The organism is Micromonospora sp. NPDC005254, assembly GCF_042872525.1.
In the GTDB taxonomy this organism is placed as follows: Bacteria; Actinomycetota; Actinomycetes; order Mycobacteriales; family Micromonosporaceae; genus Micromonospora.
The window spans coordinates 599,936-625,718 of record NZ_JBIAKM010000002.1 but is presented as its reverse complement, the minus strand read 5'-3'; the positions used below and the strand labels follow the sequence as shown (position 1 = coordinate 625,718).

The 25,783-nt window shown below is 71.9% G+C and carries 22 protein-coding genes; 12 read left to right on the top strand and 10 right to left on the bottom strand.

From position 1 onward, the window contains the following. Positions 1 to 12 precede the first annotated feature (12 nt). Positions 13 to 1,281, bottom strand: coding sequence for a DUF1800 family protein (locus ACFYPR_RS08515; protein WP_354855149.1), 1,269 nt, complete (start codon positions 1,279 to 1,281; stop codon positions 13 to 15). Positions 1,282 to 1,713: 432 nt separating this feature from the next. Between ACFYPR_RS08515 and ACFYPR_RS08510 the strand changes: the two genes are divergently transcribed. The 6 genes from ACFYPR_RS08510 (at position 1,714) to ACFYPR_RS08485 (ending at position 9,712) form a co-directional block, all read left to right on the top strand. Further along, entirely contained in the window at positions 1,714 to 2,979 is a 1,266-nt protein-coding gene (locus ACFYPR_RS08510; protein ID WP_387259142.1) for a glycosyl transferase family 1, read from the top strand. After that, entirely contained in the window at positions 2,972 to 4,483 is a 1,512-nt protein-coding gene (locus ACFYPR_RS08505; protein ID WP_387259139.1) for an O-antigen ligase family protein, read from the top strand. Before ACFYPR_RS08510 ends, ACFYPR_RS08505 begins: the two co-directional genes overlap by 8 nt. Further along, positions 4,413 to 5,450: a glycosyltransferase gene (locus ACFYPR_RS08500; protein WP_354855146.1), complete on the top strand. Its 1,038-nt coding sequence runs from the start codon at positions 4,413 to 4,415 to the stop codon at positions 5,448 to 5,450. The genes ACFYPR_RS08505 and ACFYPR_RS08500 overlap by 71 nt, the downstream gene beginning before the upstream one ends. Further along, a complete protein-coding gene (locus ACFYPR_RS08495) occupies positions 5,447 to 6,634 on the top strand; it encodes a glycosyltransferase family 4 protein (RefSeq protein ID WP_387259137.1) in 1,188 nt (395 codons plus the stop codon). Before ACFYPR_RS08500 ends, ACFYPR_RS08495 begins: the two co-directional genes overlap by 4 nt. 71 nt (positions 6,635 to 6,705) lie before the next feature. Beyond that, positions 6,706 to 8,169: a lipid II flippase MurJ gene (locus tag ACFYPR_RS08490; RefSeq protein ID WP_355066928.1), complete on the top strand. Its 1,464-nt coding sequence runs from the start codon at positions 6,706 to 6,708 to the stop codon at positions 8,167 to 8,169. Between the two features lie 478 nt (positions 8,170 to 8,647). Next, positions 8,648 to 9,712, top strand: a complete 1,065-nt coding sequence (locus tag ACFYPR_RS08485) for a glycosyltransferase (protein ID WP_354855142.1) — start codon at positions 8,648 to 8,650, stop codon at positions 9,710 to 9,712. Between the two features lie 52 nt (positions 9,713 to 9,764). Here the strand turns inward: ACFYPR_RS08485 and ACFYPR_RS08480 are convergent, their stop codons facing one another. Further along, positions 9,765 to 11,093: a hypothetical protein gene (locus tag ACFYPR_RS08480; RefSeq protein WP_387259134.1), complete on the bottom strand. Its 1,329-nt coding sequence runs from the start codon at positions 11,091 to 11,093 to the stop codon at positions 9,765 to 9,767. Between the two features lie 130 nt (positions 11,094 to 11,223). Here ACFYPR_RS08480 and ACFYPR_RS08475 point away from each other — a divergent pair, with 130 nt between their 5' ends. From ACFYPR_RS08475 to hutH, 6 genes are read left to right on the top strand one after another with little or no spacing between them, the layout of a single operon-like run. Beyond that, complete coding sequence (locus ACFYPR_RS08475; RefSeq protein ID WP_355133132.1) at positions 11,224 to 12,075, top strand: MurR/RpiR family transcriptional regulator; 852 nt, start codon at positions 11,224 to 11,226, stop codon at positions 12,073 to 12,075. A 16-nt stretch (positions 12,076 to 12,091) separates the two neighbouring features. Next, a complete protein-coding gene (gene hutU, locus ACFYPR_RS08470) occupies positions 12,092 to 13,750 on the top strand; it encodes a urocanate hydratase (RefSeq protein WP_387259132.1) in 1,659 nt (552 codons plus the stop codon). Then, entirely contained in the window at positions 13,747 to 14,949 is a 1,203-nt protein-coding gene (locus ACFYPR_RS08465; protein WP_387259129.1) for an allantoate amidohydrolase, read from the top strand. The genes hutU and ACFYPR_RS08465 overlap by 4 nt, the downstream gene beginning before the upstream one ends. Then, on the top strand, positions 14,940 to 16,307 hold the full coding sequence (locus ACFYPR_RS08460) for a formimidoylglutamate deiminase (protein ID WP_387259127.1): 1,368 nt from the start codon (positions 14,940 to 14,942) through the stop codon (positions 16,305 to 16,307). Before ACFYPR_RS08465 ends, ACFYPR_RS08460 begins: the two co-directional genes overlap by 10 nt. Further along, positions 16,304 to 17,488 carry an imidazolonepropionase gene (gene hutI, locus ACFYPR_RS08455; RefSeq protein WP_387259124.1) on the top strand — a complete coding sequence of 395 codons (1,185 nt, stop codon included), beginning with the start codon at positions 16,304 to 16,306 and terminating at the stop codon, positions 17,486 to 17,488. Before ACFYPR_RS08460 ends, hutI begins: the two co-directional genes overlap by 4 nt. Further along, positions 17,485 to 19,023 carry a histidine ammonia-lyase gene (gene hutH / locus ACFYPR_RS08450; RefSeq protein ID WP_387259122.1) on the top strand — a complete coding sequence of 513 codons (1,539 nt, stop codon included), beginning with the start codon at positions 17,485 to 17,487 and terminating at the stop codon, positions 19,021 to 19,023. The genes hutI and hutH overlap by 4 nt, the downstream gene beginning before the upstream one ends. Positions 19,024 to 19,085: 62 nt before the next feature. On the opposite strand, the gene rdgB is transcribed toward hutH, so the two are convergent. The 8 genes from rdgB to ACFYPR_RS08410 all read right to left on the bottom strand — a co-directional run bounded on the left by rdgB (position 19,086) and on the right by ACFYPR_RS08410 (position 25,765). After that, positions 19,086 to 19,703, bottom strand: a complete 618-nt coding sequence (gene rdgB, locus ACFYPR_RS08445) for an RdgB/HAM1 family non-canonical purine NTP pyrophosphatase (protein WP_387178872.1) — start codon at positions 19,701 to 19,703, stop codon at positions 19,086 to 19,088. 52 nt (positions 19,704 to 19,755) lie between these two features. Beyond that, positions 19,756 to 20,481 (bottom strand): ribonuclease PH, encoded by a 726-nt coding sequence (rph, locus tag ACFYPR_RS08440; RefSeq protein WP_363940576.1) that lies wholly within the window; start codon positions 20,479 to 20,481, stop codon positions 19,756 to 19,758. A 10-nt stretch (positions 20,482 to 20,491) separates the two neighbouring features. Then, the gene (locus ACFYPR_RS08435) at positions 20,492 to 21,661 is read right to left on the bottom strand and encodes a glycosyltransferase (protein WP_387178869.1); all 1,170 of its coding nucleotides are present in this window, start codon (positions 21,659 to 21,661) and stop codon (positions 20,492 to 20,494) included. After that, complete coding sequence (locus tag ACFYPR_RS08430; RefSeq protein WP_387259119.1) at positions 21,658 to 22,803, bottom strand: glycosyltransferase family 4 protein; 1,146 nt, start codon at positions 22,801 to 22,803, stop codon at positions 21,658 to 21,660. The genes ACFYPR_RS08435 and ACFYPR_RS08430 overlap by 4 nt, the downstream gene beginning before the upstream one ends. 89 nt (positions 22,804 to 22,892) lie before the next feature. After that, complete coding sequence (locus tag ACFYPR_RS08425; RefSeq protein ID WP_354855133.1) at positions 22,893 to 23,636, bottom strand: MBL fold metallo-hydrolase; 744 nt, start codon at positions 23,634 to 23,636, stop codon at positions 22,893 to 22,895. Positions 23,637 to 23,861: 225 nt separating this feature from the next. Then, a complete protein-coding gene (locus ACFYPR_RS08420) occupies positions 23,862 to 24,827 on the bottom strand; it encodes a PLP-dependent cysteine synthase family protein (protein WP_387259117.1) in 966 nt (321 codons plus the stop codon). An 11-nt stretch (positions 24,828 to 24,838) separates the two neighbouring features. Further along, complete coding sequence (locus tag ACFYPR_RS08415) at positions 24,839 to 25,210, bottom strand: MoaD family protein (protein ID WP_387178862.1); 372 nt, start codon at positions 25,208 to 25,210, stop codon at positions 24,839 to 24,841. Between the two features lie 66 nt (positions 25,211 to 25,276). Then, the gene (locus ACFYPR_RS08410) at positions 25,277 to 25,765 is read right to left on the bottom strand and encodes a M67 family metallopeptidase (protein ID WP_354855130.1); all 489 of its coding nucleotides are present in this window, start codon (positions 25,763 to 25,765) and stop codon (positions 25,277 to 25,279) included. Positions 25,766 to 25,783 lie beyond the last annotated feature (18 nt).

The window sequence follows — 25,783 nt, the reverse complement described above, 5'->3', positions numbered from 1 at the left end:
CATCCACTCTGGTCAGGTCACCAGGTACTCGGGACTGACCAACCCGAGTGTCAGCTTCATTCGGTCATCTCGGGCGTCGCGCAGCACGGCGTACGTCCGGTTGGTCCATCGTTCGACGCAGAGCAGTTGCGCCACGGCTTCCGGTGTCAGGGAGCCGGGCTGCACCAGGCCGACAAGCATGCTGGCGATCTTCAACCGGACCTGGGCTGCGGCCGAGGTCAGCCAGGCAGCACCTGCCGGCCACCCGCCGACGCTCGGCGGCGCGAACGGACGCTGACCCAGCGCTTCCATCGCCCAGTAGATCTGCGTGAACACCTGCGCGGGCATGGCGGCCGGCCGGACCCCCAGCTGACGCATCGCGCCGACCAGCCACTCGACGGGTTGCAGGACCATCGTCCCGCGAGTCGCCTGGAACGCCTCGTCGGCGAAGAGCACTCGCAGCATCGCCATCGGCGCCGGGAAGGCCTCCGCCATCGCGTCACGGGTGCGCTCCGGGATGGGCTGGGTTGGCGAGGCGTACCGGAACCACAGCCGGGACGCGATGAACCGCCGGCAAGTCGGTTGTTCCAGCAGAAGGTCGACGAGACTGTTCGCGTCGAAGTTCGCGGTGACGCCGAGGACCTTCTTGCGGCCGGTGTCGCGGTGCTGGGGATCGGAGACCAACGACTCACGGTCAAGGACGACCCGCCAGCCGGTCAGTGCGCGGCCAGCCTCCTTGACGTCCTGCTCGGTGTACCGCCCCACACCGAGCATGAACAGCTCGAACAGTTCCCGGGCGAGGTTCTCGTTCGGTGCCGTCTTCTTGTTGTGCTGCCCGTCCAGCCAGTAGACCAACGCCCGGTCGAGCACCATGTGGTGGGCCAACTCCGCGAAGTCGCGTGCCTCCCGGAACGCGTGCAGTTGCCCGAGCATGAGCTGCGGGCTGCGGACCTTCGCCACCGAGGTCGCCCAGTGCCCGTGCCAGAAGAACACCAACTTCTCGACCGCCTGGTGGTCTGCCACGGTCATCCGATCGAGCCACCAGCGCGCGAGGGACACCGTCTGCTCCGTACGCCGACGGTCTCCCTCAGCCCGCTGAGCGTCCGTCGGCCGGGGCAGGCGGGTGAACGGATCGGGGCCCAGGTCGGGAACCGGTGCGCTGGTCGCGCCGACATCGGGCCCGGCAGGGGCGACCACCCCCGTCAGCGTCGCCGCGTAGCCGAGTTGCCTTCCGGCGCCCACCTCCGCCGCGGTGGGGCCGAAACCGGCCCGCCGAAGCAGAAGGACGATGTCGTCGGTCATACGTCCACAGTAAGGAGTGTCACCGTTGTCCGGCGACAGGCCCGGACCGTTCCCACGCCGACAGGATCTGACCAAAGAGCTATTTCCTCCGTGCTCCGAGTAGCCCATCTGATCCCAAAAGCCTACAGAAGGATTGAGTAGCGTTCTGACGTAGCTTCTCGGCATCGTCACCGGACGGTCCGGCAGTCCGGTCCATCATTGACAGAACGGCCGGCACTGAGGTCTATTAACCCCGGCTTGACGGGGCGGCCCTCGCTGCCGTCGTCTGCGGGTGCGCCCGGCCACCGTCGCGACTGGCGAAACGCACCCAACCGAACGGGGATCGGGTTGTAGCGGGGTGCGTCCTGTCGTGCACGCACCACCGCTGCCGCGCGGTCTGCACACCTGCGGCCGCAGCGCGAACATGTGGCCGGACGAATCCGGAAGAGACACGTGACGACACCACCTTCGCCGCCGGACCCCCTCTCCGGAGCCGGGTCGGCAGCACCGACGATCCTCGTCCTGGGCACCGCCGAGTGGAATGCTGAGATCGCCACGAACCAGCACTACGTCGTACGGGAACTGGCCCGTGACTCGGACACCTACTTCGTGGAATCTCTGGGTCTACGTCGAGTGAGACTCGACTCGAAGGACGTCACCCGCATCGCCAAGCGGCTGCGACACTCTGTCGTCGGCCATCAGAAGACGGCGGCCTACCGTCCCATCCCCGAGCGGGCCACGGTCATCTCGCCGCTCATCGTGCCGATCCATCAGGGGCCAACCCGCTTGCCGAACCGACTCCTCCTGGAACGTGCCGTGGCCGAATGGCGACGAAGCCCGAGCCCTCGGATTCTTTGGACGTTCACGCCCGTCACGTACGGCCTGGAGCAGTACGCGGACTTCACCCTCTACCACTGCGTCGACATCCTTCAGGCCTTTCCCGGCATCGACGCCTCGGCCGTGTCCGCCGGCGAGCGGCACCTGGCGGAGCTGGCCGACCTGACCATCGGCACCAGCCGGGCCGTCACCGCCCACCTGAGCGACGTCGGGTTCACCGAGGTCCTCACGCTGCCGAACGTCGCCGAGATCGATGTCTTCTCCGCCGCGAGCCAGCCGGCGGCGCAGCGGCTTCCCGCAGCACTGTTCGCGGGCAACCTCTCGCCACACAAGCTGGACTTCGAACTGCTGCGCACGTTGACCACCGCACTTCAGGGGCACGGCGAGCTTCTTCTCGCCGGCCCGATCGCGGCGGGCGGCGGCGGGTTCGACCGCGAACTGGCCCAACTCGAACGGCTCGGCGCCAGGTACCTGGGAGTACTGACCCTCGACGAACTCGCCGCCGCCGCGGGCACCTGCAGCGTCGGGCTAATCCCGTACGCGCTGAACGACTACACCGTCGGCGTCAGCCCGCTCAAGTGCTATGAGTACCTCTCATCCGGCTTGAACGTGGTCAGCACCCCCATCCCCGACGTCGTACAGGCGGCGCGGGCCACCAAGCACATCACCGCCGCGAGCTCCACCGGCGACTTCGTCGGCCAGGTGCTGGCGACGATCCGCCCTAGCACGGACGACGTGATCGGGGCCCGTGTCCGGTATGCCGGCGACTTCGGCTGGCGCTCGCGGGGTGGCCTCCTGCGGGACATCGCACATCGCATGCCACGACGCGCCGCCGAGGTCGTGGCGCGGCCTGCCGGCGAGACTGGAGGCACCCGTGGCTAGGGCACGCTCGGCCGCATCCTGGGCGATCGCGACCGGATCGACGCCGGCGGCCGCGGCCTGCCTGGTGCTCTTTCTCGCCCTGCCGCAGTTCTACCTCTTACCCAAGGGCAGCACCGACATCGCTGCGTCGACGGTGGTCACCATCCTGCTGGCTCCGGGAGTCCTCCTTGCGGCCCGTCGCGGCTCGGGCGTCGACCTGCTCCGCCTCGGCTTCTTCCGCGTCCTGGTGGCGCTGCTCGTGGTACGGATGCTCGCGCTGGTCTGGTCGCCGGATCCACGGGCCGGTCTGCCGCTGATCGCGCTGCTCGGCCAGTTCATCGTCACGCTGACGCTGATGCTCCAGGCTGTCCGTCAGGACGCCGATCTGCTGCGCCGATTGGCGCGCTGGTACTGGCCCTGGGTCATGGTGGAGGCGGCGATGGTGCTCACCTTCCGGGTCCTACCTGGCGTGGAGGACGCGTTCCTGCGTTCCGTCGGTGGGATCGTCGCCGGGCAGAACACCGTCGCCGCCCTGTTTGGGGACAGTCCCAACAACGTCTTCGACGAGGCGAAGTCCGGCGGGGTGTTCGTGAACGCGAATGTCGCCGGGCTGTTCCTCGGTGTGAACGCGATTGCCGCGTTCGCCGTCGCGGCTGTCACCCGGGATCGGTGGACGCGGGTGGTGGGCTTCGTCGCGCTGGCGGCGGTGCCGATCACCGGCTCGAAATCGGCGACGATCCTCGCGGTCGCCCTACCCGCGACCGTGCTCGCCGTCCAACGTCTCGCCCCTACGCGCGGGTCGGGGCCGGCCCGACAGAGCGTCCGCCACTGGCCGACCGGCCGCAGGCGCCGTCAACTGTTGCTCGGGCTGGGCGGCGCCGGTCTGCTCGGCGCGGTCGCGGCCGTGCTGCTCGCCGTCAACCTCGGCTTCACCGATGCGCTGGCCAAGTCCTTCGGCGACCGGGCGGCCATTTGGGGCTTCGGCGCGGAGGCGTTCCTGCGTGACCCGCTGCTCGGCCTCGGCTACGGCGGCTGGGACGCCGGCTTCGGGACATACGCGCGAGAGCATGGCATCTACCGCAGCTTCCCGCCGCACAACGTCCTCCTCGCGGCGTGGGCCGCGACAGGTCTGGTCGGCCTGGTGTTGACCGCCGCGTTCTTCACGCTCGCGTTGCGGCTCGCCGTCCGCGTCGTCACGAACGGCGAGCCTCGACACCGACCGTTCGCGCTCTGGACCACCGCGGCCATCGCCTGGACGCTCATTCATGGGCTGGGTGACAACACCGAGATTTTCGGTGACATCCACCTCATACCTATCCTTTCGCTGCTGGTCGCCTTCCTCATCGGGGGCGGCCGCGAGGAGTCGAACGATCATGCGACTACCCGCCGTTGGAATCCTTCGACATCAACAGTTCCTGCCCTCGGAGACGTTCATCCCGAGCCAGGCGCTGGCGATGCGCAGCTTCCGACCGCTGTTCGTGGGCCGGGATCTGGTTCCGGACCGGCCTGGGACCGAATCGCTTAGCGTCGCGGAGTTCGGCAAGCCGGCCGTCCTGTCGTACACGCTGACGCGCCGCTCCGAGGCGCTGGCCGGCGCCCTCGCGGAGCGCGGCACCGCCTTGCTGCACGCCCACTTCGGCGTCGAGGGGGTGTACGCGGTCCCCACCGCGAAGGCGCTGGGAGTACCGCTGGTCACGACCCTGCATGGCTTCGACGTCACGGTCACCCGGGCGAAGATGCTCGCCTCGAAAAAGCCGTCGTGGTTGAACTACGTCACCTTCCGCAACTCCCTCTTCACTGAGGGCGCGGTGTTCGTCTGCGTGTCCGAGCACATCCGCCGCCGCGCGGTGGAGTGGGGATACCCCGCGGATCGGTGCCGCGTACTGCCCATCGGCGTGGACGTCGACGCCATCCAGCCCACCGGTCCTGTCGAGGTGCCCCGCATCCTGCACGTCGCGCGGCTGGTGGAAAAGAAGGGAACGCAATACCTGCTGCGGGCCTTCGCTGACGTGCGGAAGGCGATTCCCGGTGCGGAGCTGACGCTCATCGGTGAGGGTCCGCTCCGCGACCCGCTCGGCGCGCTCGCCCGGGAACTCGGCATCGAGGCATCGGTGCGCTTCCTGGGCACCCAGAAGCACAGCGTTACCCTCCAGTGGCTGAGCCAGTCGACGTTGCTCTGCCTGCCGAGCGTGACGGCGCAGGACGGTGACCAGGAGGGGCTGGGCATGGTCCTCCTGGAGGCGGCCGCCTCCGGCAAGCCGGTGATCGGCACTCTCCACGGCGGGATACCGGAAGCGGTGACCGACGGGGCGAACGGCTTCCTGGTGCCCGAGCGGGATGTCGCCGCGCTCGCGGACCGGCTGATCGAACTGCTGCGGGACAAGCACCTCTGCGACCGGTTCGGGAAGGTCGGGCGGCAGACCGTCGAGGACCGGTTCAACCTGCGCCGGCAGACCGAGAAACTCGAGTCGTTGTACAGGGATCTGCTGTGATCGAGTCAATTCTCATCCATTCCCGGTCGACGCCGCACCATCACACCGGCGGGATGGAAACCCTCGCCTGGCGACTGGCCGCCGAGTGGGCCAGGAACGTACCGCGGGTGCACATGGTCACCACGGCGATTCCGGGCCGGACCGGCGCGTTCACAGAGGACGGCGTCCAGGTGACGCCGCTGGCCGGCACCCGGCCGGGCCACTACTCCCGCGCCTGGTGGGAGGAGTCCCGGGCCCACTGGGCGGCGATCGGCACCCCACCGGGGGTGGTTCTCTCGGTCAGCGCCGGCTCCTACTCAGTGGTCCGGGAGCGGGCCCTGCACCCGCACACGCCGTTCGTGCTCCAGGCCCACGGCACGTCCGCCATGGAACTCGGGTCGAAGCTGCGGGCACCCACCGCGCGTTCCCTGGCCGGTACGCCCAAGAACGCCCTCTCGCTGGTCCGCGACCTTGCCCGGTATCGCGACTTCGACCGCCTGATCGCGGTCGGCGAAAACGTGGTCGAGTCGCTGACCGCGGCGCCACAGAACTGGTCGACGCTGCCAGGCAAGATCCGCCTGATTCCGAACGGCGTCCGGGCCGAGGACCACGCCTTTGACCGCGCGGCCCGGGACCGGATCCGACGCGCTCTGGGAATCGACGAGGCGACGGTACTGGTCGGCTATATCGGCCGACTGCACGTGCAGAAGCGGGTCGACCGTGCCCTGCAGGCGGCAGCGGCCCTCCGTGACCGTGGCCTCGGCGACCGGTTCCGGTTCCTCATGGTGGGCGATGGCCCGGACGACGGACGGCTGCGCGGCCTGGTCCGCAAGCTCCAGTTGGAGAAGATGGTCGTTTTCACCGGACGGGTGGACGCGGACGCGGTGCCCGACTACTACTCGGCCGCGGACGTGTCACTGCTCACCACCGCGCGACTGGAAGGGCTTCCGATGGCGGTGCTGGAGGCGTTGGCCGGCGGCCTGCCCTGCGTCGTCACGGCCGGGTCGATCCGATCCGAAGCGCTGAGCCAGGTGATGCACGAGGTCGACACGTCGAACTCAGACGCTCTTGCCGACGTGCTGCTGAAGGTGACCGCGGACCGAGCGCCGCGGGAAAATCTGCTGCCCCCGGCCTTCCTGCTCGACCAGTGTGCCCGGGACTACCTGGCGGAGTTTGCGCACCTGATCACACAGCGCCGAGCCTGACCATGGGCAAGATCTTCTTCCGTCTGGTCCTCGGCGGCATCGCCGGCAAGATCCTCGGCCTGCTCCGCGAGGTGCTGCTGGCCGCGCTCTTCGGGGCGGGGCGGGTGGTGGCAGCCAACCGTATCGCGCTGACTGCGACGTTGGTTCCGATCAACTTCTTCACCGCCGACGCGCTGACTGCGGGATTCCTTCCCCTGTACGTGCAGTACCGCCAGGAGCGGCCGGCGATGGCGCGGACATTGCACCGTGCGGTGCACCTGCTGTTGGCCGTCTTCTCCCTGCTTCTGGCCGTGGCGCTGATCTTCGGGCGGGACCTGTGGGTTGGGCTCCTGGGGCCGGGGCTGGATCCGCACACGGCGGACATCGCCGCGACCATGCTCGGCATCGCCGCGCTAGGGGTTCCGTTCTACGTCCTGTACAACCTCAACACCCTGGTCGGCCTGGCCAACGACGACGTCCGCCTGATCAACCTGCGGCCCTCGTGCCAGAGCGTCGGGCTGATCCTCGCCACGGTGATCGCCTGGAGGACCGGGCACGTTTCCGTGCTGGCGTGGGGCTTCACGGTGCCGTACATCGTGCTGTGGGGTTGGGGCGCCTACTGGATCCGCCGTCAGGGCTACCTGCACGGAGGCGACGACACTGGTTCGCACCGCCCGGATCGGGCGGCCGCCAAGGTGGCCCTCGGGATGTTCTGGCGGCGCCTGCGGCCACTGCTGCTGATTCCCGTGATCCTGCAGGGCTCGATCGCGGTCGAGCGGGCCGTCGGCTCGCTGCTCGGCGTCGAGGTGGTAGCGGCCACCGAGTACGCACGCTTCGTGGTCGACTCGTGCATGGCCCTGCTCGCCGCCCCGCTGGGTCTGGCCGGCCTGGCGTCGTTCGCCCGCATGAAGGCCGATGAGGTGGGTGACGGGCTCGGCCGACTGATCCCGCCGGTGATCCTGGTGGCCGTGCCCCTCGCCCTGATCCTGTCGCTGAACAGCCGGGGGATCGTCACCCTTCTTTATGCCCGAGGCCAGTTCGACGAGCGGGCCGTGGACGTCTCGTCGGTGCTGCTCATGGGCTTCGCGCTCGGGATCTGGGCACACGTCCTCGGCTACACCTTCGTAAAAGTGCTGAACGCCCGAGGGGCCAACTTCCAGGTCGCGATCGTGATGGCGCTGTCCTTCGGCATTCCGATCGCCGTGAACCTCCTGCTGTACAGGCAGTGGGGGGCCTTCACGATCGGCGCGGCGTCCTCGATCGGCGGCGTCCTGATGTTCCTCATCTCGGCGAGGTGGCTGTCGGTGCTGGGCTACAGCACACGCCTGCTCGCCCTCGCGCTGCCCGGCGCGGCCGTCGCCGCAGTAGCCGGATATCTGCTGGCCGGCGCCGGGCCGCTACGCCTCATCGCATCGTGCGTGGCCATCCTGCTGATCTGGGTGGGCTACGTAACGGCCGTGCCCTCGCTTCGGCGTACGTTCCTGTCGTTCGTCCTGAAGAAGCTCGGCCACGGCACGGACGAGCCTCAGCAGGACGGCCTGGTGGCGATCAAGTGAGGACCCGATGGCGATGCACACCGGCCTGGTGACCGGCATGGACGACACCTCGGAGCGGGAAGCACCGCAGCCGGCCAACGAATCCGGCGACTCGACCCCTGTCCCGTCGAACTGAAGATCTACCTGCTTTTCGCGGTCGTCGTGTGGTACAGGTTGACGTACAAGCGAGTCGTTCTCATCTACGTACAGTGGATGATCGCTGCTCTTTCCGCGGAGTACTCGCAGGTCCGGCCCATCATCCAGTTCGTGGAGGCGGGCTTCGCGCCGCACTTCGTCGCCGCCCGGGTGCTGCGCCGGAGGTTGCAGTAGGGCTACGCGCAGATCAGAGCGCAACAGGCGAGCAGCGACCATCTCGGCTGGCCGGTACGGCCGGACGCCGGCGTCCCCACGGCATGAGGAGCAACCAGTGGTAGACGATCTTTCCGCCCATCCTGAGGCCGACGGGACGCGCCCGCTCGACCATCTGACGAGCAGGCGGGTGGCGCTCGTGCACGAGTGGTTCGGGGCGACCGGCGGCTCCGAGAACGTCTTCCGGCAGATCAGCAACCTGCTGCCGGAGGCTGAGCGCTTCGTGTTGTGGAAGGACCACGACGCCGTCGAGCCCAACCTGCGGGAATCTTGGTTGGCGCAGACACCGTTGCGCCGTACGAAGGCAGGCGCGCTGCCGTTGATGCCGCTGGTCTGGCGGACCCTCAGCCGGGAGCGGTTCGACCTCGTCATCTCGTCCAGCCACGCGTTCGCCCACACCGTACGGCTCGGCTCGACGGAACACACCCGGTACCTGAGCTACGTGCACTCCCCCGCCCGATACATCTGGAGCCCGAACTTCGACGGGCGGGGCTCCAACCCGCTGCTGACCCTGCCGCGGCGTGTGCTGCAGACCGCCGATGTGCGGCTCAGCCGCCACGTGCACGGGTACGCCGCGAACTCCGAGGAGGTGCGTGCCCGGATCGCCCGGTACTGGCGGCGCGACGCGGTCGTCATCAACCCTCCGGTGGACGTCGACTACTTCGCTGCCGCGCCTGCTGCAGACCAGAGCCAGTCCCGCGACTACCTGCTCGGGGTCGGGCGGTGGATCCCGTACAAGAACTTCGACCTGATCATTCAGATCGCCGAGGCGGCCGGTCTGCCGGTGGTCATCGCCGGCTCGGGTCCCGAGGAGACCGCGCTCCGCCACGCCGCCGAGCGAGCCCGGGTGGCGGTGACGTTCGAGGTACGCCCCTCGAAGGAGCGGCTGCGCCAGCTCTACTGGGGTGCGCGGGCGCTGCTGTTCCCGGTCCATGAGGACTTCGGCATAATCCCGGTCGAGGCACAGGCCTGCGGTACCCCGGTGCTGGGTCTGCGCCGCGGCGGTCTATTGGAGACCGTCAACAACGGCGAGACCGGCTTCCTCGTCGACTCCGTCGACCCACGCAGCTTCGTACCGCTGGTCCACCGCCTGCCGGAACTGTCGCCGGAGCGCATCCGGGCACATGCCGCCGCGTTCTCCGAGCAGCAGTTCGCCGCGCGTATGACGGACTGGATCGCCGAAGCCCGGCGCTGAGTGCGATTTACGTGGATACGCGTGCCGGTCGGCACGCGTATCCACGGCAGGTTCAGAAGACCACGACGTCCCGCAGGTAGGTGGCGACCCGGCGCAGTTGCTGGGCCTCCGGCACCGGGCTGGTCATGCGGAGCACGAGCTGCCGGTCGACGACACCGTCCCCGCTGCGGAAGTAGGCGACGACGACCAGGGCGTGCCGCTGCTCGCCGTCGGCGTTGATGAGCGCCTCGGCGTAGGTGGCGTACTGCCCGCTGCGGATCCACCGCGCGCCCCACGCCTCCTCGCTCATCCGCATCGTGGTCTGGCGTTGCTCGTCACACGGCTCAGGGCAGTTCCGAACGATCAGCTCACCACCGATCGGCGACCCCCCGGAGGCTGTCATGCCGCAGTTGTACTTGACGAACCCCTCGGCCTGACCGGCAAGTGTGCAGGACCAGTCCATCGGAACCTTCACCGGGAACCCGAGCCCTTCGAGGCCGGTCAGCGTCCGCACGTTGTCCCGTTCGGTGAACCCCGGCCACTGTGCCGGCCACTTGCCTCCGTGCGGCGGCTCGATTCCCGGCGACTGTGGCGGGGCGGTAGGCATTGGTGGCGATTCGGCGGTGGCGGTGGCAGCGGCAGCGGCGTTCAGGTCGGCCGGGTTGTCGTCGTCAGCCCGGCCGGCCCAGGCGACGAGGCCGCCCCCGCCCGCCAGCAACACCAGTACCAGCGCTGCGGCTCCGACCCAGAGGCCGGTCCGCCGTTTGGGCGGTGCGGAGGGGGTGATGCGACGCACTGGCGAGGCGAACAGGTCGGCGTTCGTCGGACCGTGGCTGTAGGTGTCGGGTGGTGCCGAGTTCACCGGCGCGGGAGGTGCCGACATCACCGGGGCGGGTGGCGCCGACGTCACCTCGGCCGGCGAAATGGGTACGCCGGAGATCGGGTGCGGGATCGCGGACACCAACTTGCCGGGGACGGGACCTGTCTGCACTGCCCACGGGGCCTGCGGCACAGCGGAGACCGGCTGCGGCGGGCTCGACACGGGCGGGGCGGACACCGACGGCGGGGCGGACGTGGGCGGCGCAGCCGTCGGAGCGGGGGTGTATTCGACGCCGAGGGCCCGGAACAGCTTTTCGGCCCCGGCACCCGCCTCGGCCGGGTACGCCACCCAGGGGGCGTCGGCCGAGAAGTCGGCGTACGTGTAGGCCGGCCCACCCGGAGCCTGCGCCAGCGAATCGGCGACTCCGGCAAAGGACTCGCGCCAGCCTGGCGCTGCGGCCACAGTGGCGTCGAGCACCGCCACTGTGACGAACCGGCCCTGCTCGTCGATCGCGGCCCACGCCTTCCCCACCGGAGACCCGCCGAGCGCGTGGGTGAACCTGTAGGGGCCTTCCGGCTGCATGCGCACTCCTCCGTTGTACCGCCGTGCGGATAGTACCGGCCATTCGCACACCTGACCCTCCTCGGCCGGCATCCGCCGGTGATCGAGCCACTACTTGCTTTGTGAAAGTTTTCATGCATACAGTCGCGGAGTGAATGACGGAGCGGTCCAGGCGTCGGCCGAACAGGTGTTCAACCTGTTCGACGGCGTACGGCTCACCCCGACCCAGCGTCGGATCGCGCACTGTCTCGTGCAACACGCCCCGGCCGTGGCGTACCTCTCCGCGGCGGAGGTCGCCGAACTGGCCGGGGTCAGCCAGCCCTCGGTCACCCGGTTCGCCGTCGCGCTCGGCCACGACGGCTATCCGGCGTTGCGCCGCCGGCTGCGCGACCTCACCAGCACGACGCCCGGCGGGCCGACGGACGCCGGCAACGAGCTCCAGCAGGCGGTACGCGCCGAGATGGGCAACCTGGACCGGCTGGCCGGTCAGCTCGCCGACACCGACCGGATCGCCGAGACCGGCCGGCTGCTCGCGACCAGCCGCCCGCTGCCGGTGCTCGGCCTGCGCGCCGCCGCGCCGCTGGCCGCGTACTTCGCCTACTTCGCCGCCAAGGTGCACCCCGACGTACGGGTGCTCGACGACGGCGGCAGCCTGCTCACCGACCGCCTGGAGCAGGCCGCCGAGGCCGGGGCGTCCGCCGTGCTCGCCTTCGTGCTGCCCCGCTATCCCCGGGAGACCCTGGACGCGCTGCGCGACGCGCGTGCCGCCGGGCTGACCGTCGTGGCGATCACCGACTCGCCGGTCAGCCCGGCCGCCGAACACGCCGACGTGCTGCTGCCGGCCGCCGTCGGCGCCCAGCTCGTCTTCGACCTGCACACCGCCCCGATGACCCTGGCCATGGTGCTGTTGCAGGCGATCTGCGACGCCGCGCCGGCCGACACCCAACGCCGTCTGGAGGCGTTCGAAGCCTCCGCGGCCCGCCGACAGTTGTTCCTCGGTTGACCGGAGGAGACCGCAGATGACCCAGCCCATCCGTGCCGCACGGGGCAGCCAGCTCACCACCCGCGGGTGGCAGCAGGAGGCCGCTCTGCGGATGCTGATGAACAACCTCGACCCGGAGGTGGCCGAACGCCCCGACGACCTGGTCGTCTACGGCGGCACCGGCAAGGCGGCGCGGGACTGGCCGTCGTACCACGCGTTGGTCCGTACGCTGACCGACCTGCGCGAGGACGAGACGATGCTGGTGCAGTCGGGGCGCCCGGTCGGGGTCATGCGCACCCACGAGTGGGCGCCCCGGGTGCTGCTGGCCAACTCGAACCTGGTCGGTGACTGGGCGACCTGGCCGGAGTTCCGCCGCCTCGAACAGCTCGGCCTGACCATGTACGGGCAGATGACCGCCGGATCGTGGATCTACATCGGCACCCAGGGCATCCTCCAGGGCACCTACGAGACGTTCGCGGCGGTGGCCGCCAAGAGGTTCGGAGGAAGTCTCGCCGGCACGCTGACGCTGACCGCCGGCTGCGGCGGAATGGGTGGCGCGCAGCCCCTCGCGGTCACCATGAACGGCGGCGTCTGCCTGATCGTGGACGTGGACCGCACCCGGCTCGACCGTCGCGTGCACGACCGCTACCTCGACGAGGTGGCCGACTCGCTGGACGACGCCGTCGAGCGGGTCCTCGCGGCGAAGCGGGACCGGCGGGCGTTGAGCGTCGGCGTCGTCGGCAATGCCGCCGAGGTCTTTCCCGAGCTGCTCAGCCGGGGCGTCGAGATCGACATCGTGACCGACCAGACCAGCGCGCACGACCCGCTGGCGTACCTCCCGGTGGGGGTCGAGCTGGCCGACGCCCGCGACTACGCCGCCGCGAAGCCGGCCGAGTTCACCGACCGGGCCCGAGCGTCGATGGCGAAGCACGTCGAGGCGATGGTGGGCTTCCTCGACGCCGGCGCCGAGGTGTTCGACTACGGCAACTCGATCCGGGGCGAGGCGCAGCTCGGCGGCTACCAGCGGGCCTTCGACTTCCCCGGTTTCGTGCCCGCGTACATCCGGCCGCTGTTCTGCGAGGGCAGGGGCCCGTTCCGGTGGGCGGCGCTCTCCGGCGACCCGGCCGACATCGCGGCCACCGACCGGGCCATCCTGGACCTGTTCCCGGAGAACGAGTCGCTGGCCCGGTGGATCAAGCTGGCCGGCGAGCGGGTCGCCCTCCAGGGCCTGCCGGCCCGGATCTGCTGGCTCGGTCAGGGCGAACGGGACCGGGCGGGTGTGCGGTTCAACGACATGGTCGCCTCCGGTGAACTCTCCGCCCCGGTGGTGATCGGCCGCGACCACCTGGACACCGGCAGCGTCGCCAGCCCGTACCGGGAGACCGAACAGATGGCCGACGGCTCCGACGCCATCGCCGACTGGCCGCTGCTCAACGCGCTGGTCAACACGGCCAGCGGCGCGTCCTGGGTGTCGATCCACCACGGCGGTGGCGTCGGCATCGGGCGGTCGATCCACGCCGGGCAGGTCTGCGTGGCCGACGGCACCGCACTCGCGGGGCAGAAGATCGAGCGGGTGCTCACCAACGACCCGGCGATGGGCGTCATCCGGCACGTCGACGCCGGCTACGACAGCGCCCGCGAGGTCGCCGAGCGCACCGGGGTACGGGTGCCGATGGCCGAGGGTGGCAACTCGTGACGGACCACCTTCCCGGCCGGTTCCGGGCGCTGTGGGACGAGATCGCGCCGGTCGGACGGGACGCCGGCAGCGGCGGCTACCTGCGCTACGCGTTGACCGAGCCGGAGCAGGAGCTGCGGGCCTGGTTCCGTACGCAGGCGCAGCGGCGGGGCCTGCCGGTCACCGAGGACGGCAACGGCAACCTGTTCACCCACTGGGGCGACCCGGAGGGCTCCGACGCGGTGCTGACCGGCAGCCACTTCGACTCGGTGCCGCACGGCGGGGCGTACGACGGGCCGCTCGGCATCGTCAGCGCGTTCCTGGCCGTGGACGAGCTACGCGCCGCCGGCGTCACCCCCGTCCGACCGCTGGTGCTGGGCGCGTTCGTCGAGGAGGAAGGCGCCCGTTTCGGCGTACCCTGTCTGGGGTCGCGGCTGCTCACCGGCGCGCTGGCGGCCGACCGCGCGGCCGGCCTGCGCGACGCGGCCGGGGTGAGCTTCGCCGACGCGCTCGGCGCCCGGCCGGCGGGCGCCCGACCGGAGCTGCTGGGCCGGTTCGGCGCCTTCGTGGAACTGCACGTCGAGCAGGGCCGCGCGCTGACCGACACGGACGCGCCGGTCGGTGTGGCCAGCGCGATCTGGCCGCACGGCCGCTGGCGCTTCGACGTGGTCGGCGAGGGCAACCACGCGGGTACGACCCGGATGGCCGACCGCCGCGACCCGATGCTCACCTACGCGTTCACGGTGCTGGCGGCCAACAAGGAGGCCCGGCTGCGCGGCGCGCACGCCACCGTGGGCCGGGTCGCCGTCGAGCCCAACGCCACCAACGCCATTCCGTCGAGGGTGACCGGCTGGCTGGACGCCCGCGCCGCCGACCCGGAGACCCTGGCCGGGCTGGTCGACGCGGTCCGGGGCAAGCTCGCCGGGCGGGCCCGCCGTGACGGTACGGAGGTGACCGTCACCGAGGAGTCGGTGACCCCGCTGGTCGCCTTCGACGGTGGGCTGGCCAGACGCCTGGCCGCGCTGCTCGACGCGCCGGTGCTGCCGACCGGTGCGGGGCACGACGCCGGGGTGCTCGCCGCGCACCTGCCCACCGCGATGCTCTTCGTGCGCAACCCGACCGGGGTGTCGCACTCCCCCGCCGAGGCCGCGACCGACGACGACTGCGCCGCCGGGGTACGCGCGCTGGCCCGCGTGCTGGAGGAGCTGACATGCCGCTGACCCCGACCCGCTGGCTCGCCGAGTACGCCTGGCTGCCCGATCTCGCCCAGCCCACGCCCGACGTGCTCATCGAGACCGACGCAGGGGTGATCACCGGTGTGACCGCGTTGGCCGCGCCCGGCCGGCCGAGCGCCGGTGTGGACGTGTACGCCGACGCCGTGCCGCTGCCCGGCCTGACCCTGCCCGGCCTCGCGAACGTGCACTCGCACGCCTTCCACCGGGCTCTGCGCGGGCGTACCCACGGCGGCCGGGGCGACTTCTTCAGCTGGCGGGACCGGATGTACGCGGTGGCGGACCGGCTGGACCCGGACACCTACCTGGCGCTGGCCCGCGCCGTCTACGCCGAGATGGCCCTCGCGGGGATCACCTGCGTCGGCGAGTTCCACTACCTGCACCACCGACCCGACGGCGGCGCGTACGACGACCCGAACGCGATGGGGGCGGCGCTGGTCGAGGCCGCCGCGCACGCCGGCATCCGGCTCACCCTGCTGGACGCCTGCTACCTGAGCGCCGGAGTGGACGGCCGGCCGCTCGCGGGGCCGCAGCGGCGCTTCGGCGACGGCGACGCGGCCCGCTGGGCGCAGCGGGTGTCGGCGTTCCAGCCGGCGGACTCGCACGCCCGGGTGGGCGCGGCCGTGCACTCGGTGCGGGCGGTCCCGGCCGAGCAGTTGCGTACGGTCGCCGACTGGGCCCGGGAGCGGCGCGCACCGCTGCACGTACACCTCTCCGAGCAGCCCGCCGAGAACGACGAGTGCCGGGCCGTGCACGGGCGTACGCCCACCGCGCTGCTCGCCGAGCACGGCGTGCTCGGGCCGGACACCACAGCCGTGCACGCCACCCACCCGACCAGCGGCGACCTGACGCTGCTCGCCGACAGCCGGACCGGGGTGTGCCTCTGCCCCACCACCGAACGCGACCTCGCCGACGGCATCGGCCCGGCCCGGCGGATGGCCGACGCGGGGATCCGGCTGAGCCTGGGCAGCGACAGCCACGCCGTGATCGACCTGTTCGAGGAGGCCCGGGCGGTGGAGCTGGACGAGCGGCTGCGCACCCGCCGCCGCGGCCACTTCACGCCGGCGGGCCTGCTGACCATGGCGACCGCCGCCGGGCACGCGGCGCTGGGCTGGGCCGACGCCGGGCGGATCGCCGTGGGCGCCCGCGCCGACCTGGTCACGGTACGACTCGACAGCGCCCGCACCGCCGGGGTGCCGCCGGTGGGGACGTTCTTCGCGGCCGGGGCGGCCGACGTCGACCAGGTCGTGGTGGACGGCCGCGTGGTGGTGGCCGAGGGCCGGCACCTGAGCGTCGACGTGCCGGCCGAACTGTCGGCGTCGATCGAGGCGGTGATCCGCTCATGAGCGCTCTGCTGGTCGACAACATCGGCGAGCTGGTCACCAACGGCGTCGGCGAGGGCCCGCTGGGCATCCGCCGCGAGGCGGCCGTGCTGATCGAGGAGGGCCGGGTGGCCTGGGTCGGGCCGGCCGCGTACGCGCCGGCCGCCGACCGGCGGATCGACGCCGCTGGCGCCGCCGTGCTGCCCGGCTTCGTGGACAGCCACGCGCACCTGGTCTTCGCCGGGGACCGGGCCGCCGAGTTCGCCGCCCGGATGGCCGGCGAGCCCTACACCGGCGGTGGCATCCGGACCACTGTCGGCGCGACCCGGGCCGCCAGCGACGACGAGCTGCGGGCCACCGTGCGCCGGCTGCGCGGGGAGGCGCTGCGCCAGGGCACCACGACCATCGAGATCAAGAGTGGGTACGGACTGAGCGTCGCCGACGAGGCCCGCTCGCTGCGCATCGCTGCCGAGTTCAGCACCGAGACCACCTTCCTGGGTGCGCACGTGGTGCCCGCCGAGTACGCCGACCGCCCCGACGACTACGTCGGACTGGTCTGCGGGCCGATGCTGGCCGCCGCCGCGCCGCACGCGAAGTGGATCGACGTGTTCTGCGAGCGGGGCGCCTTCGACGTGGACCACGCCCGCGCCATCCTCGCCTGCGGGCAGGCCGCCGGGCTGGGCGTACGGCTGCACGCCAATCAGCTCGGCCCCGGCCCGGGTGTGCAGCTCGGCGTGGAGCTGGACGCGGCAAGCGTGGACCACTGCACCCACCTGTCCGACGCCGACATCGACGCGCTCGCCGGCACGGCCCACAGCGACGGGTCGGGCACCCGCACTGTCGCCACCCTGCTGCCCGGCGCCGAATTCTCCACCCGCTCGCCGTACCCGGACGCCCGCCGGCTGCTCGACGCCGGAGTCACCGTGGCCCTGGCGACGGACTGCAACCCCGGCTCGTCGTACACCTCGTCGATGCCGTTCTGCATCGCCCTGGCCGTCCGGGAGATGCGGATGACCCCGGCGGAGGCGCTGTGGGCGGCGACCGCCGGCGGCGCACGGGCCCTGCGCCGCGACGACGTCGGCGTGCTCACCCCCGGCGCACGGGCCGACCTGGTCGTCCTGGACGCGCCGTCGTACCTGCACCTGGCCTACCGGCCCGGTGTCCCCCTGATCCACCAGGTAATACGCAACGGAGTTCCACAGTGACGACCGTGATCATTCAACCCACCGGTATCACCGCTGACGACGTCCTCGCGGTGGCGCGCGGCACCGCGACGGTGACCCTCGACCCGGCCACCCGCGACGCGATGGCGACCAGCCGCGCGATCGTGGACGGCATCGAGGCCGCCGGGCGGCCCGTGTACGGCGTGTCGACCGGGTTCGGCGCGCTCGCCAACACGTTCGTCGCGCCGGAGCGGCGGGCCGAGCTGCAACACGCGCTGATTCGCTCGCACGCCGCCGGGGTGGGCGCCCCGATGCCGCGCGAAGTGGTGCGGGCCATGATGCTGCTGCGGGTCCGCTCGCTCGCCCTGGGCCGCTCCGGGGTCCGCCCGCTGGTCGCCGAGGCGCTCGTCGACCTGCTCAACCACGACATCACCCCGTGGGTGCCGGAGCACGGTTCGCTGGGCGCCTCCGGCGACCTGGCGCCGCTGGCGCACTGTGCGCTCGTGCTGCTCGGTGAGGGCTGGGTGCTCGGCCCGGCCGGCGAGCGGCAGGACGCCGCCGACGCGTTGACCGCCGCCGGGCTCAAGCCGATCGAACTGGCCGCCAAGGAGGGGCTGGCGCTGATCAACGGCACCGACGGCATGCTCGGCATGCTGCTGCTGGCCATCCACGACGCGGCGCACCTGTTCGCCATGGCGGACGTGACCGCCGCGCTGGCCATCGAGGCGATGCTCGGCTCGGAGCGGCCGTTCCTGCCCGAGCTGCACGCCATCCGTCCGCATCCCGGCCAGGCGGCGTCGGCGGCGAACATCCACCGGCTGTTGCAGGACTCCCGCGTCATGGACTCGCACCGCGACGACCTGGCGCACGCCGTGCAGGACGCGTACTCGATGCGCTGCGCGCCGCAGGTGGCCGGCGCGGCCCGGGACACCCTGGACTTCGTCCGCACGGTCGCGGCCCGGGAACTGGTGTCGGTCGTGGACAACCCGGTGGTGCTGCCCGACGGCCGGGTCGAGTCCACCGGAAACTTCCATGGCGCGCCGCTGGGCTTCGCCGCCGACTTCCTCGCCATCGCCGCTGCCGAGGTGGGCGCGATCGCCGAGCGGCGGGTGGACCGGCTGCTGGACGTCACCCGCTCCCGGGAGCTGCCGGCGTTCCTCTCTCCCGACGCCGGGGTCAACTCCGGCCTGATGATCGCCCAGTACACGGCGGCCGGGATCGTCGCGGAGAACCGTCGGCTCGCCGCGCCCGCCTCGGTGGACTCGCTGCCCACCAGCGGCATGCAGGAGGATCACGTCTCGATGGGCTGGGCGGCGGCCAAGAAGCTGCGGACCGTGTTGGACAACCTGACCAGTCTGCTCGCGGTGGAGTTGCTGGCCGGCGTACGCGGGTTGCAACTGCGCGCGCCGCTGGTGCCGTCGCCGGCCGGCCGGGCCGCCGTGGTCGCCCTGGGCACGGCGGCTGGCGAACCCGGCCCGGACGTGTTCCTCGCCCCGGTGCTGGAGGCCGCCCGCGCGGTGCTGGCCGGGCCGGAGCTGCGCGCCGCCATCGAACGGGAGGTCGGCCCACTGGGCTGACCTTCGCGGGTCGCTGTCGTCCGCCGCGGGTCAGGCGGCGGGCGGCAGCACCTCCGCGACCGTCAGGCGGCGGGCGGCAGCACCTTCGCGACGAGCTTGGCCAGCTCCCGCAGCGCCTTGCCCCGGTGGCTGACCGCGTCCTTCTCCTGCGGGGTCAGCTCGGCGTTGGTCCGGTCCTGCCCGTCGCCAAGGAAGATCGGGTCGTAGCCGAACCCGCCGTCGCCGCGCGGCGCGCGCAGCACCCGACCGGACTGCCGGCCGTCGACCAGGTGCTCCTTGCCGCCGGGCAGCACCAGCGCCACCGTGCAGACGAAGGACCCGGCCCGGTGCTCGTCCGGCACGTCGGCGATCTGGTCGAGCACCAGGCGGAGGTTGGCCCCGTCGTCGCCGTGCCGACCGGACCAGCGGGCGCTGAACACGCCCGGCATCCCGTTCAGCGCGTCCACGGCGAGCCCGGAGTCGTCGGCGATCGTCGGCAGCCCCGTACGCCGGCAGCCCTCCCGCGCCTTGATCAGCGCGTTCTCGCCGAAGGTGAGGCCGGTCTCCGGCAGCTCCGGGTACTCGTCGACGTCGTCGAGGCCGAGCAGGGCGATCCGGTGCGCGCCGAGCGCGCCGTCCAGGATCCGCTGAAGCTCCACCAGCTTCTTACGGTTACGGGTGGCCAGCAGGACCTTGTTCATGCGGAACCACCTTCGTTCGCGACTGCGGGGCTCGCAAGCTCACTCCTCGCGCTCACGAGAGTGCCTTCCGCTGGGCTTCGGCCAGATCCGCGCACCCGGCCACGGCCAGGTCGAGCAGGCTGTCGAGCTGGTCGCGGGCGAACACGCCCGCCTCGCCGGTGCCCTGCACCTCGACGAAGTCGCCCGCGCCGGTGCACACCACGTTCATGTCCACCTCGGCGGCCACGTCCTCCTCGTAGCAGAGGTCCAGTCGCGCCTCGCCGGCGACGATCCCGACGCTGACCGCCGCCACCGACCGGTGCATCACCTTCTCCGGCTTGCCGGCCAACGCCTTGCGGGCGGCCAGCCAGCCCACCGCGTCGTGCAGCGCCACGTACGCGCCGGTGATCGCGGCCGTGCGCGTGCCGCCGTCGGCCTGGAGCACGTCGCAGTCGAGCACGATCGAGTTCTCGCCGAGCGCCTTGAGGTCGATGCTCGCGCGCAGGCTGCGCCCGATCAGGCGGGAGATCTCGTGGGTACGGCCACCGACGCGGCCCTTGACGCTCTCCCGGTCCGAGCGGGTGTTGGTGGCCCGGGGCAGCATCGCGTACTCGGCGGTCACCCAGCCGAGCCCGGAGCCCTTGCGCCAGCGGGGCACGCCCTCGGTGACGCTCGCCGTGCAGAGCACCCGGGTGCCGCCGAACTCGACGAGCACCGAGCCCTCCGGATGGGTGCTCCAGCCCCGGGTCAGGGTCACCGGTCGGAGTTGAGAGGGCCCTCGCCCGTCAGGTCGCGCCATGCCCTGCACCCTATGCGGTGCGGCGATCCGCCTCCCCCGGGGTGTCCCGAGCAGCGTGCGCGTCGTGCACCCGCAGGAATCCGGCGACCGCCGCCGGCCAGCCGAACTCCTGGGCCCGAGCGCGGGCGGCCCGCCGCCGCGCCGCCTCCGGCCGGGCCACGAGCCGGGTCACGGCCTCGGCCATCGACGCCCCGGAGCCGTACGCGGCCAGCCCGGCCGAGCCGACCACCTCGGGCAACGCGCTCGCGGCGTTCACCACCACCGGGGTGCCGCAGGCCAGCGCCTCCAACCCGGCGAGGCCGAAGGTCTCCACCGGGCCGGGCGCCAGCACCACGTCCGCGCTGGCGAGCAGCGCGGCCACCGTCGCGCGGTCGGGCAGGTGACCGGTGAACGTGACCGGCAGGCCGGCGGCCCGGCGGGCCAGCGACGCGCGCAACGGCCCGTCCCCGGCCAGCACCAGCACCGCCGGCACGCCCGAGCGGCGCAGCTCGACGAGGGTTTCGACCGCCAGCTCCGGCCGCTTCTCCGGAGACAACCGGGCGCAGTGTACGAGCAGCAGTTCGGTCGAATCGGCGTAGCGCTCACGCATCCCCGGGTCGGCCCGGTCCGGTCCGAAGGTGTCCAGGTCCACCCCGAGCGGCACGAGATCCACGTTGTCGGCGCCGATGCGGTCGAACTCCTCGGCCGCCCACCGGGTCGTGCACACGATCCGGTCGTACGCCCGGCTGGTGGCTCGATTGAGCCGGTCGGCGATCGGCCGCCGCAGCACGTCCGGCACACCCCACTGGCCGAGCAGCCCGGTCAGCGACTCGTGCGAGACCATCACCGACGGCACCCCGTGCGCCTTCGCCCAGCCGCCCGTCCAACGCAGCGACGACCGGTCGGACACCTCCAGCCGGTCCGGCGCCAGCTCGGCGAGCACCCGGGCCAGCCGCTGCCGGCCGGCCAGCAGCCGGTAGCCGCCGGTGCCGGGCAGCTCCACGCCGGGCAGGGTCACCACCCGACCCCACGGGTGCCACTCGTGGGCGTCGCGTCGACCGGGCACCACAAGCACCGGATCGTGCCCCGCCGCGCGGTAGCCCTCGCCGAGGTGTCGCAGCGCGGTGCGCAGGCCACCGGAGCGCGCGGTCACGAAGTTCGCGAGCCGGACGATCCGCAGCCCGCCGGCCGTCCCCGTCACGACGCGGCCGGCAGGCCCACGGTGGCGGCCTGGGCGCGTACCGCGCGGTAGCGCCCGACCAGCTCGTCGCCGACGGCCGCCCAACTGCGCCGGCGGACCGCGGCCCGGGCGGCCACCCCGTACGCCCGCCGCCGGTCGGCGTCCCCGGCCAGCTCGGCCACCGCGGCGGCGAGGGCGTCCCCGTCGTCCGGCGGGACCAGCAGCCCGGTCGTTCCCGAGTCGACCAGATCGACAGGCCCGCCACTGGCCGGCGCGACCACCGGCACCCCGGAGGCCAGCGCCTCCTGGAGGGTCTGGCCGAACGTCTCGTGCGGCCCGGTGTGCACGAACACGTCCAGGCTGGCGTAGAGCCGGGCCAGGTCCTCGCCGTGCTGCACCCCGAGGAAGTTCACCCCCGGCAGCGCCCGGGCCAGCTGGCGGCGGGCGGGGCCGTCGCCGGCCACCACGACCCGCACGCCCGGCAGCCGGGACGTCGCCGCCAGCAGCTCCACCCGCTTCTCCGGGGCCAGCCGGCCGACGTAGCCGACCAGCAGCTCCCCGCCGGGGGCCAGCCGGTGCCGCAGGTCCGCGCACCGCTTGGCCGGGTCGAACCGGACGGCGTCCACGCCCCGGCCCCACAACCAGATCCGCTGCACCCCGTTGGCGATCAGGTCGGCCGCCGCCCGGGTCGACGGCGCGAGGGTCCGCTGCGCCAGATTGTGGATCTCCCGAAGCCGCCGCCACGCGGCGGCCTCACCCCAACTCACCCGGTACGCCCTGGCGTAGGCCGCCACGTCGGTCTGGTAGACCGCCACCATGGGCAGCCCGTACCGGCTGGCGAGGGTGGCCGCCCGGGCGCCGAGGATGAACGGGCTGGCCAGGTGCACCACGTCGGGCGCGGCCGACAGCAACGCCCCCGCCAGCCGGTTGGTGGTCGGCACGCCCAGCCGGAAGCCCTGGTAACGGGGCAACGGCACGCTCGGGATACGCACCACCGGGTAGGGCAGCCCCTCGATGTCCCGCCGCGCCGCGCCGGGTGGTGCGGGCGCGATGACGACCGGTTCGTGGCCCCGGGCCAGCAGGTGCTCCGCCGTGCGCACCACGGAGTGCGCGACGCCGTTCACGTCCGGCGGGAACGACTCGGTCACGATGGCGATCCGCATGCCCACACCGTGCTGGTGCCACGGGTGCCCCAGGCGACCGGCCGCTGACCGGCCGGCGAACAGTTCGGCACAACACCGCCGCGCGGCGGTCAGATGTCGTAGCTGGCGCCGGCCCGGACCACCTCGAGCGGCCCGGTGTACGCGGCGGCAGCCGACTCCAACGTGTGCGCCTCGCTGCCCCACGCCGCGACCAGGTGGGTGAGCAGCAGCCGGCCCACCACCGCCTTGGTCGCCGTCTCGCCCGCCTCCCGGCCGGTCAGGTGCAGGTCCGGAGGATTGTCCACGCCGTCGAGGTAACTGGCCTCGCACAGGAACACGTCGGCATTCTGCGCCAGGCGCAGCAACGCGTCGCAGGGCGCGGTGTCCGACGAGTAGCACAGCGACCGACCGCCGTGCTCCAACCGCACGCCGTACGTCTCGACGGGATGGTTGACCCGGTCGACGGTGACGGTGAACGGCCCGATCGGGAAGGTGCCCGGCTGCAACGCGTAGAACTGGTAGACGTCCTCCACCGTGCCGTCGTCGCCGTACGCGGCGCTGAGCCGGTCCGGTGCGCCCGAGGGCGCGTACACCGGCAACGGCGGGTAGGGGCCGTCCGGGGCGTACCGGCGGACCACCACGTACGACACGGCGTCGAGGATGTGGTCACAGTGCAGGTGGGTCAGCAGGATCGCGTCGGGGGCGTGCAGCCCTACGTAGCGCTGGAGGCTGGACAGCGACCCCGAGCCGAAGTCGACCAGGAGGCGGAAGCCGTCCGCCTCGACGAGATAGGCGGAGCACGGCGACTCGGGGCCGGGAAAGCTACCGGCACACCCCAGGACAGTCAGTCGCATCGGGTCGTCTCACTGTCACTGTCAGTAGTATCTATGCCGGCGGTCGTCCCGGCCATGATCTCTACCGACGCGTACGCCACGCTGCGCAGCCTACGCTGGGGTGCCCGAGGACAAGAATCATCCGTTGGAAGTTGTCACGAACGTGACACCCGCTCACAGCGGCGCGGGCGACGAACGGGCCACCGACGCGTACGCCGATGGCCCGTTCGCGCAAGACCCCTGCGGTCAGGCCCAGAGCTGGCCCTCCAGCGCGTCCTCGGCATCCGCGAGGGTGCCGCCGTACGCGCCGGTGGACAGATACTTCCAGCCGCCGTCGCAGACGACGAACGCCACATCGGCCCGTCGGCCGTCGCGGACCGCCTCGTGCGCCACCGCCAGCGCGGCGTGCAGGATCGCGCCGGTGGAGAACCCGGCGAAGATGCCCTCCACCTCGACGAGCTGACGGGTCCGCAGCACCGCGTCCCGGGTGCCGACCGAGAAGCGCCGGGACAGCACCGAGGCGTCGTACAGCTCCGGCACGTACCCCTCGTCGATGTTGCGCAGGCCGTAGACCAGCTCGCCGTAGCGCGGCTCGGCCGCCACGACCTGGATGCCCGCGACCTTCTCGCGCAGGTAGCGCCCGGTGCCCATCAGGGTGCCGGTGGTGCCCAACCCGGCCACGAAGTGCGTGATGGTGGGCAGGTCGTGCAGCAGCTCCGGACCGGTCGTCTCGTAGTGCGCCCGCGCGTTGGCCTCGTTGCCGTACTGGTAGAGCATCACCCAGTCCGGGTGCTCGGCGGCGATCTGCTTGGCCGTCGCGACGGCCTGGTTGGACCCGCCCGCCGCCTCCGAGAAGATGATCTCCGCCCCGTACATGCGGAGCAGCTGGACCCGCTCGGTGGAGACGTTCTCGGGCATCACGCAGACCAGCCGGTACCCGCGCAGCTTGGCCACCATCGCCAGCGAGATGCCGGTGTTGCCGCTGGTCGGCTCCAGGATGGTGTCACCCGCCCGGAGTCGGCCGGCCTCCTCCGCCGCGCGGACCATGAACAGCGCCGCGCGGTCCTTGATGCTGCCCGTCGGGTTCCGGTCCTCCAGCTTCGCCCAGAGCCGCACCGGCGGCGCGCCGTCGGGCACCGTCGGCGAGAGCCGGGGCAGACCAACGAGCGGCGTGCCCCCACAGGCGTCGAGCAGGCTGTCGTACCGCGCCATGGCGGCCGCCCTCAGCGCGCGGCGACGGCGGTCGCCGCGCGGTGCGAGCTGATCGCCGCGGCTGCGGCGCTGTGCGAGCTGATCGCCGCTGCCGCGGCGAAGCCGAACGCGCCGCCGGCCACGGCCGGCAGGATGGTGACGCTGTCGCCGTCGGAGAGCTTCGCGTCGAGCGCACCGAGGAAGCGGACGTCCTCGTCGTTGACGTAGACGTTCACGAAACGGTGCAGCGCGCCGGCCTCGGTGATCAGGCGGCCACGCAGCCCGGCGTGCCGGGAGTCCAGGTCGGTGAGCAGGTCGCCCAGGGTGTCGCCGGCGCCCTCGACGACCTTGGCGCCGCCGGTGTAACTGCGCAGGATGGTGGGGATGCGAACCTCGATGGCCATGATGTCGTGCTCCTCAAACGGGTGTGCCAACGGTGACGGGACGGAACGGGTGCGAACGCTGACGGGTCAGCGGCCGGAACACTCGTAGTCGACCGTCGCCGGGCTCTGCCCGAACATGTAGGACTGCACGGCGTGCGGGTCGACCCCGGCCTCGACGATCTGGACCGGCTCCTCGGTCACCACGCCGTCGACGATCCGGAACGACCGGATCTCCTCCGAGTCGGGCTCACGCGTCGAGACGAGCAGGTAGTGCGCGCCCGGCTCGCCGGCGAAGGAGACATCGGTGCGGGACGGGTACGCCTCGGTGGCGGTGTGCGAGTGGTAGATGACCACGGGCTCCTCGTCCCGGTCGTCCATCTCCCGCCACACCCGCAGATGCTCCATCGAGTCGAACTCGTAGAAGGTCATCGACCGGGCGGCATTGTCCATCGGGATGTGCCGGGTCGGGGTGTCGCTGCCGACGGCACCGGCGACGACGCCGCACGCCTCGTCGGGGTGGTCCCGGCGCGCGTGGGCGACGATCGCGTCGATGATCGACCGGTCGATGCTCAGCACGTGCACCAGCCTAACGCC

Bases quoted from the DNA above. Each gene is read 5' to 3' on its own strand.
- ACFYPR_RS08515 (WP_354855149.1), bottom strand. From the start codon at position 1,281: ATGACCGACGACATCGTCCTTCTGCTTCGGCGGGCCGGTTTCGGCCCC.
- ACFYPR_RS08500 (WP_354855146.1), top strand. From the start codon at position 4,413: ATGCGCAGCTTCCGACCGCTGTTCGTGGGCCGGGATCTGGTTCCGGAC.
- ACFYPR_RS08480 (WP_387259134.1), bottom strand. From the start codon at position 11,093: ATGCAGCCGGAAGGCCCCTACAGGTTCACCCACGCGCTCGGCGGGTCT.
- hutU (WP_387259132.1), top strand. From the start codon at position 12,092: ATGACCCAGCCCATCCGTGCCGCACGGGGCAGCCAGCTCACCACCCGC.
- ACFYPR_RS08460 (WP_387259127.1), top strand. From the start codon at position 14,940: ATGCCGCTGACCCCGACCCGCTGGCTCGCCGAGTACGCCTGGCTGCCC.
- hutI (WP_387259124.1), top strand. From the start codon at position 16,304: ATGAGCGCTCTGCTGGTCGACAACATCGGCGAGCTGGTCACCAACGGC.
- rdgB (WP_387178872.1), bottom strand. From the start codon at position 19,703: ATGAACAAGGTCCTGCTGGCCACCCGTAACCGTAAGAAGCTGGTGGAG.
- rph (WP_363940576.1), bottom strand. From the start codon at position 20,481: ATGGCGCGACCTGACGGGCGAGGGCCCTCTCAACTCCGACCGGTGACC.
- ACFYPR_RS08430 (WP_387259119.1), bottom strand. From the start codon at position 22,803: ATGCGGATCGCCATCGTGACCGAGTCGTTCCCGCCGGACGTGAACGGC.
- ACFYPR_RS08425 (WP_354855133.1), bottom strand. From the start codon at position 23,636: ATGCGACTGACTGTCCTGGGGTGTGCCGGTAGCTTTCCCGGCCCCGAG.
- ACFYPR_RS08420 (WP_387259117.1), bottom strand. From the start codon at position 24,827: ATGGCGCGGTACGACAGCCTGCTCGACGCCTGTGGGGGCACGCCGCTC.
- ACFYPR_RS08415 (WP_387178862.1), bottom strand. From the start codon at position 25,210: ATGGCCATCGAGGTTCGCATCCCCACCATCCTGCGCAGTTACACCGGC.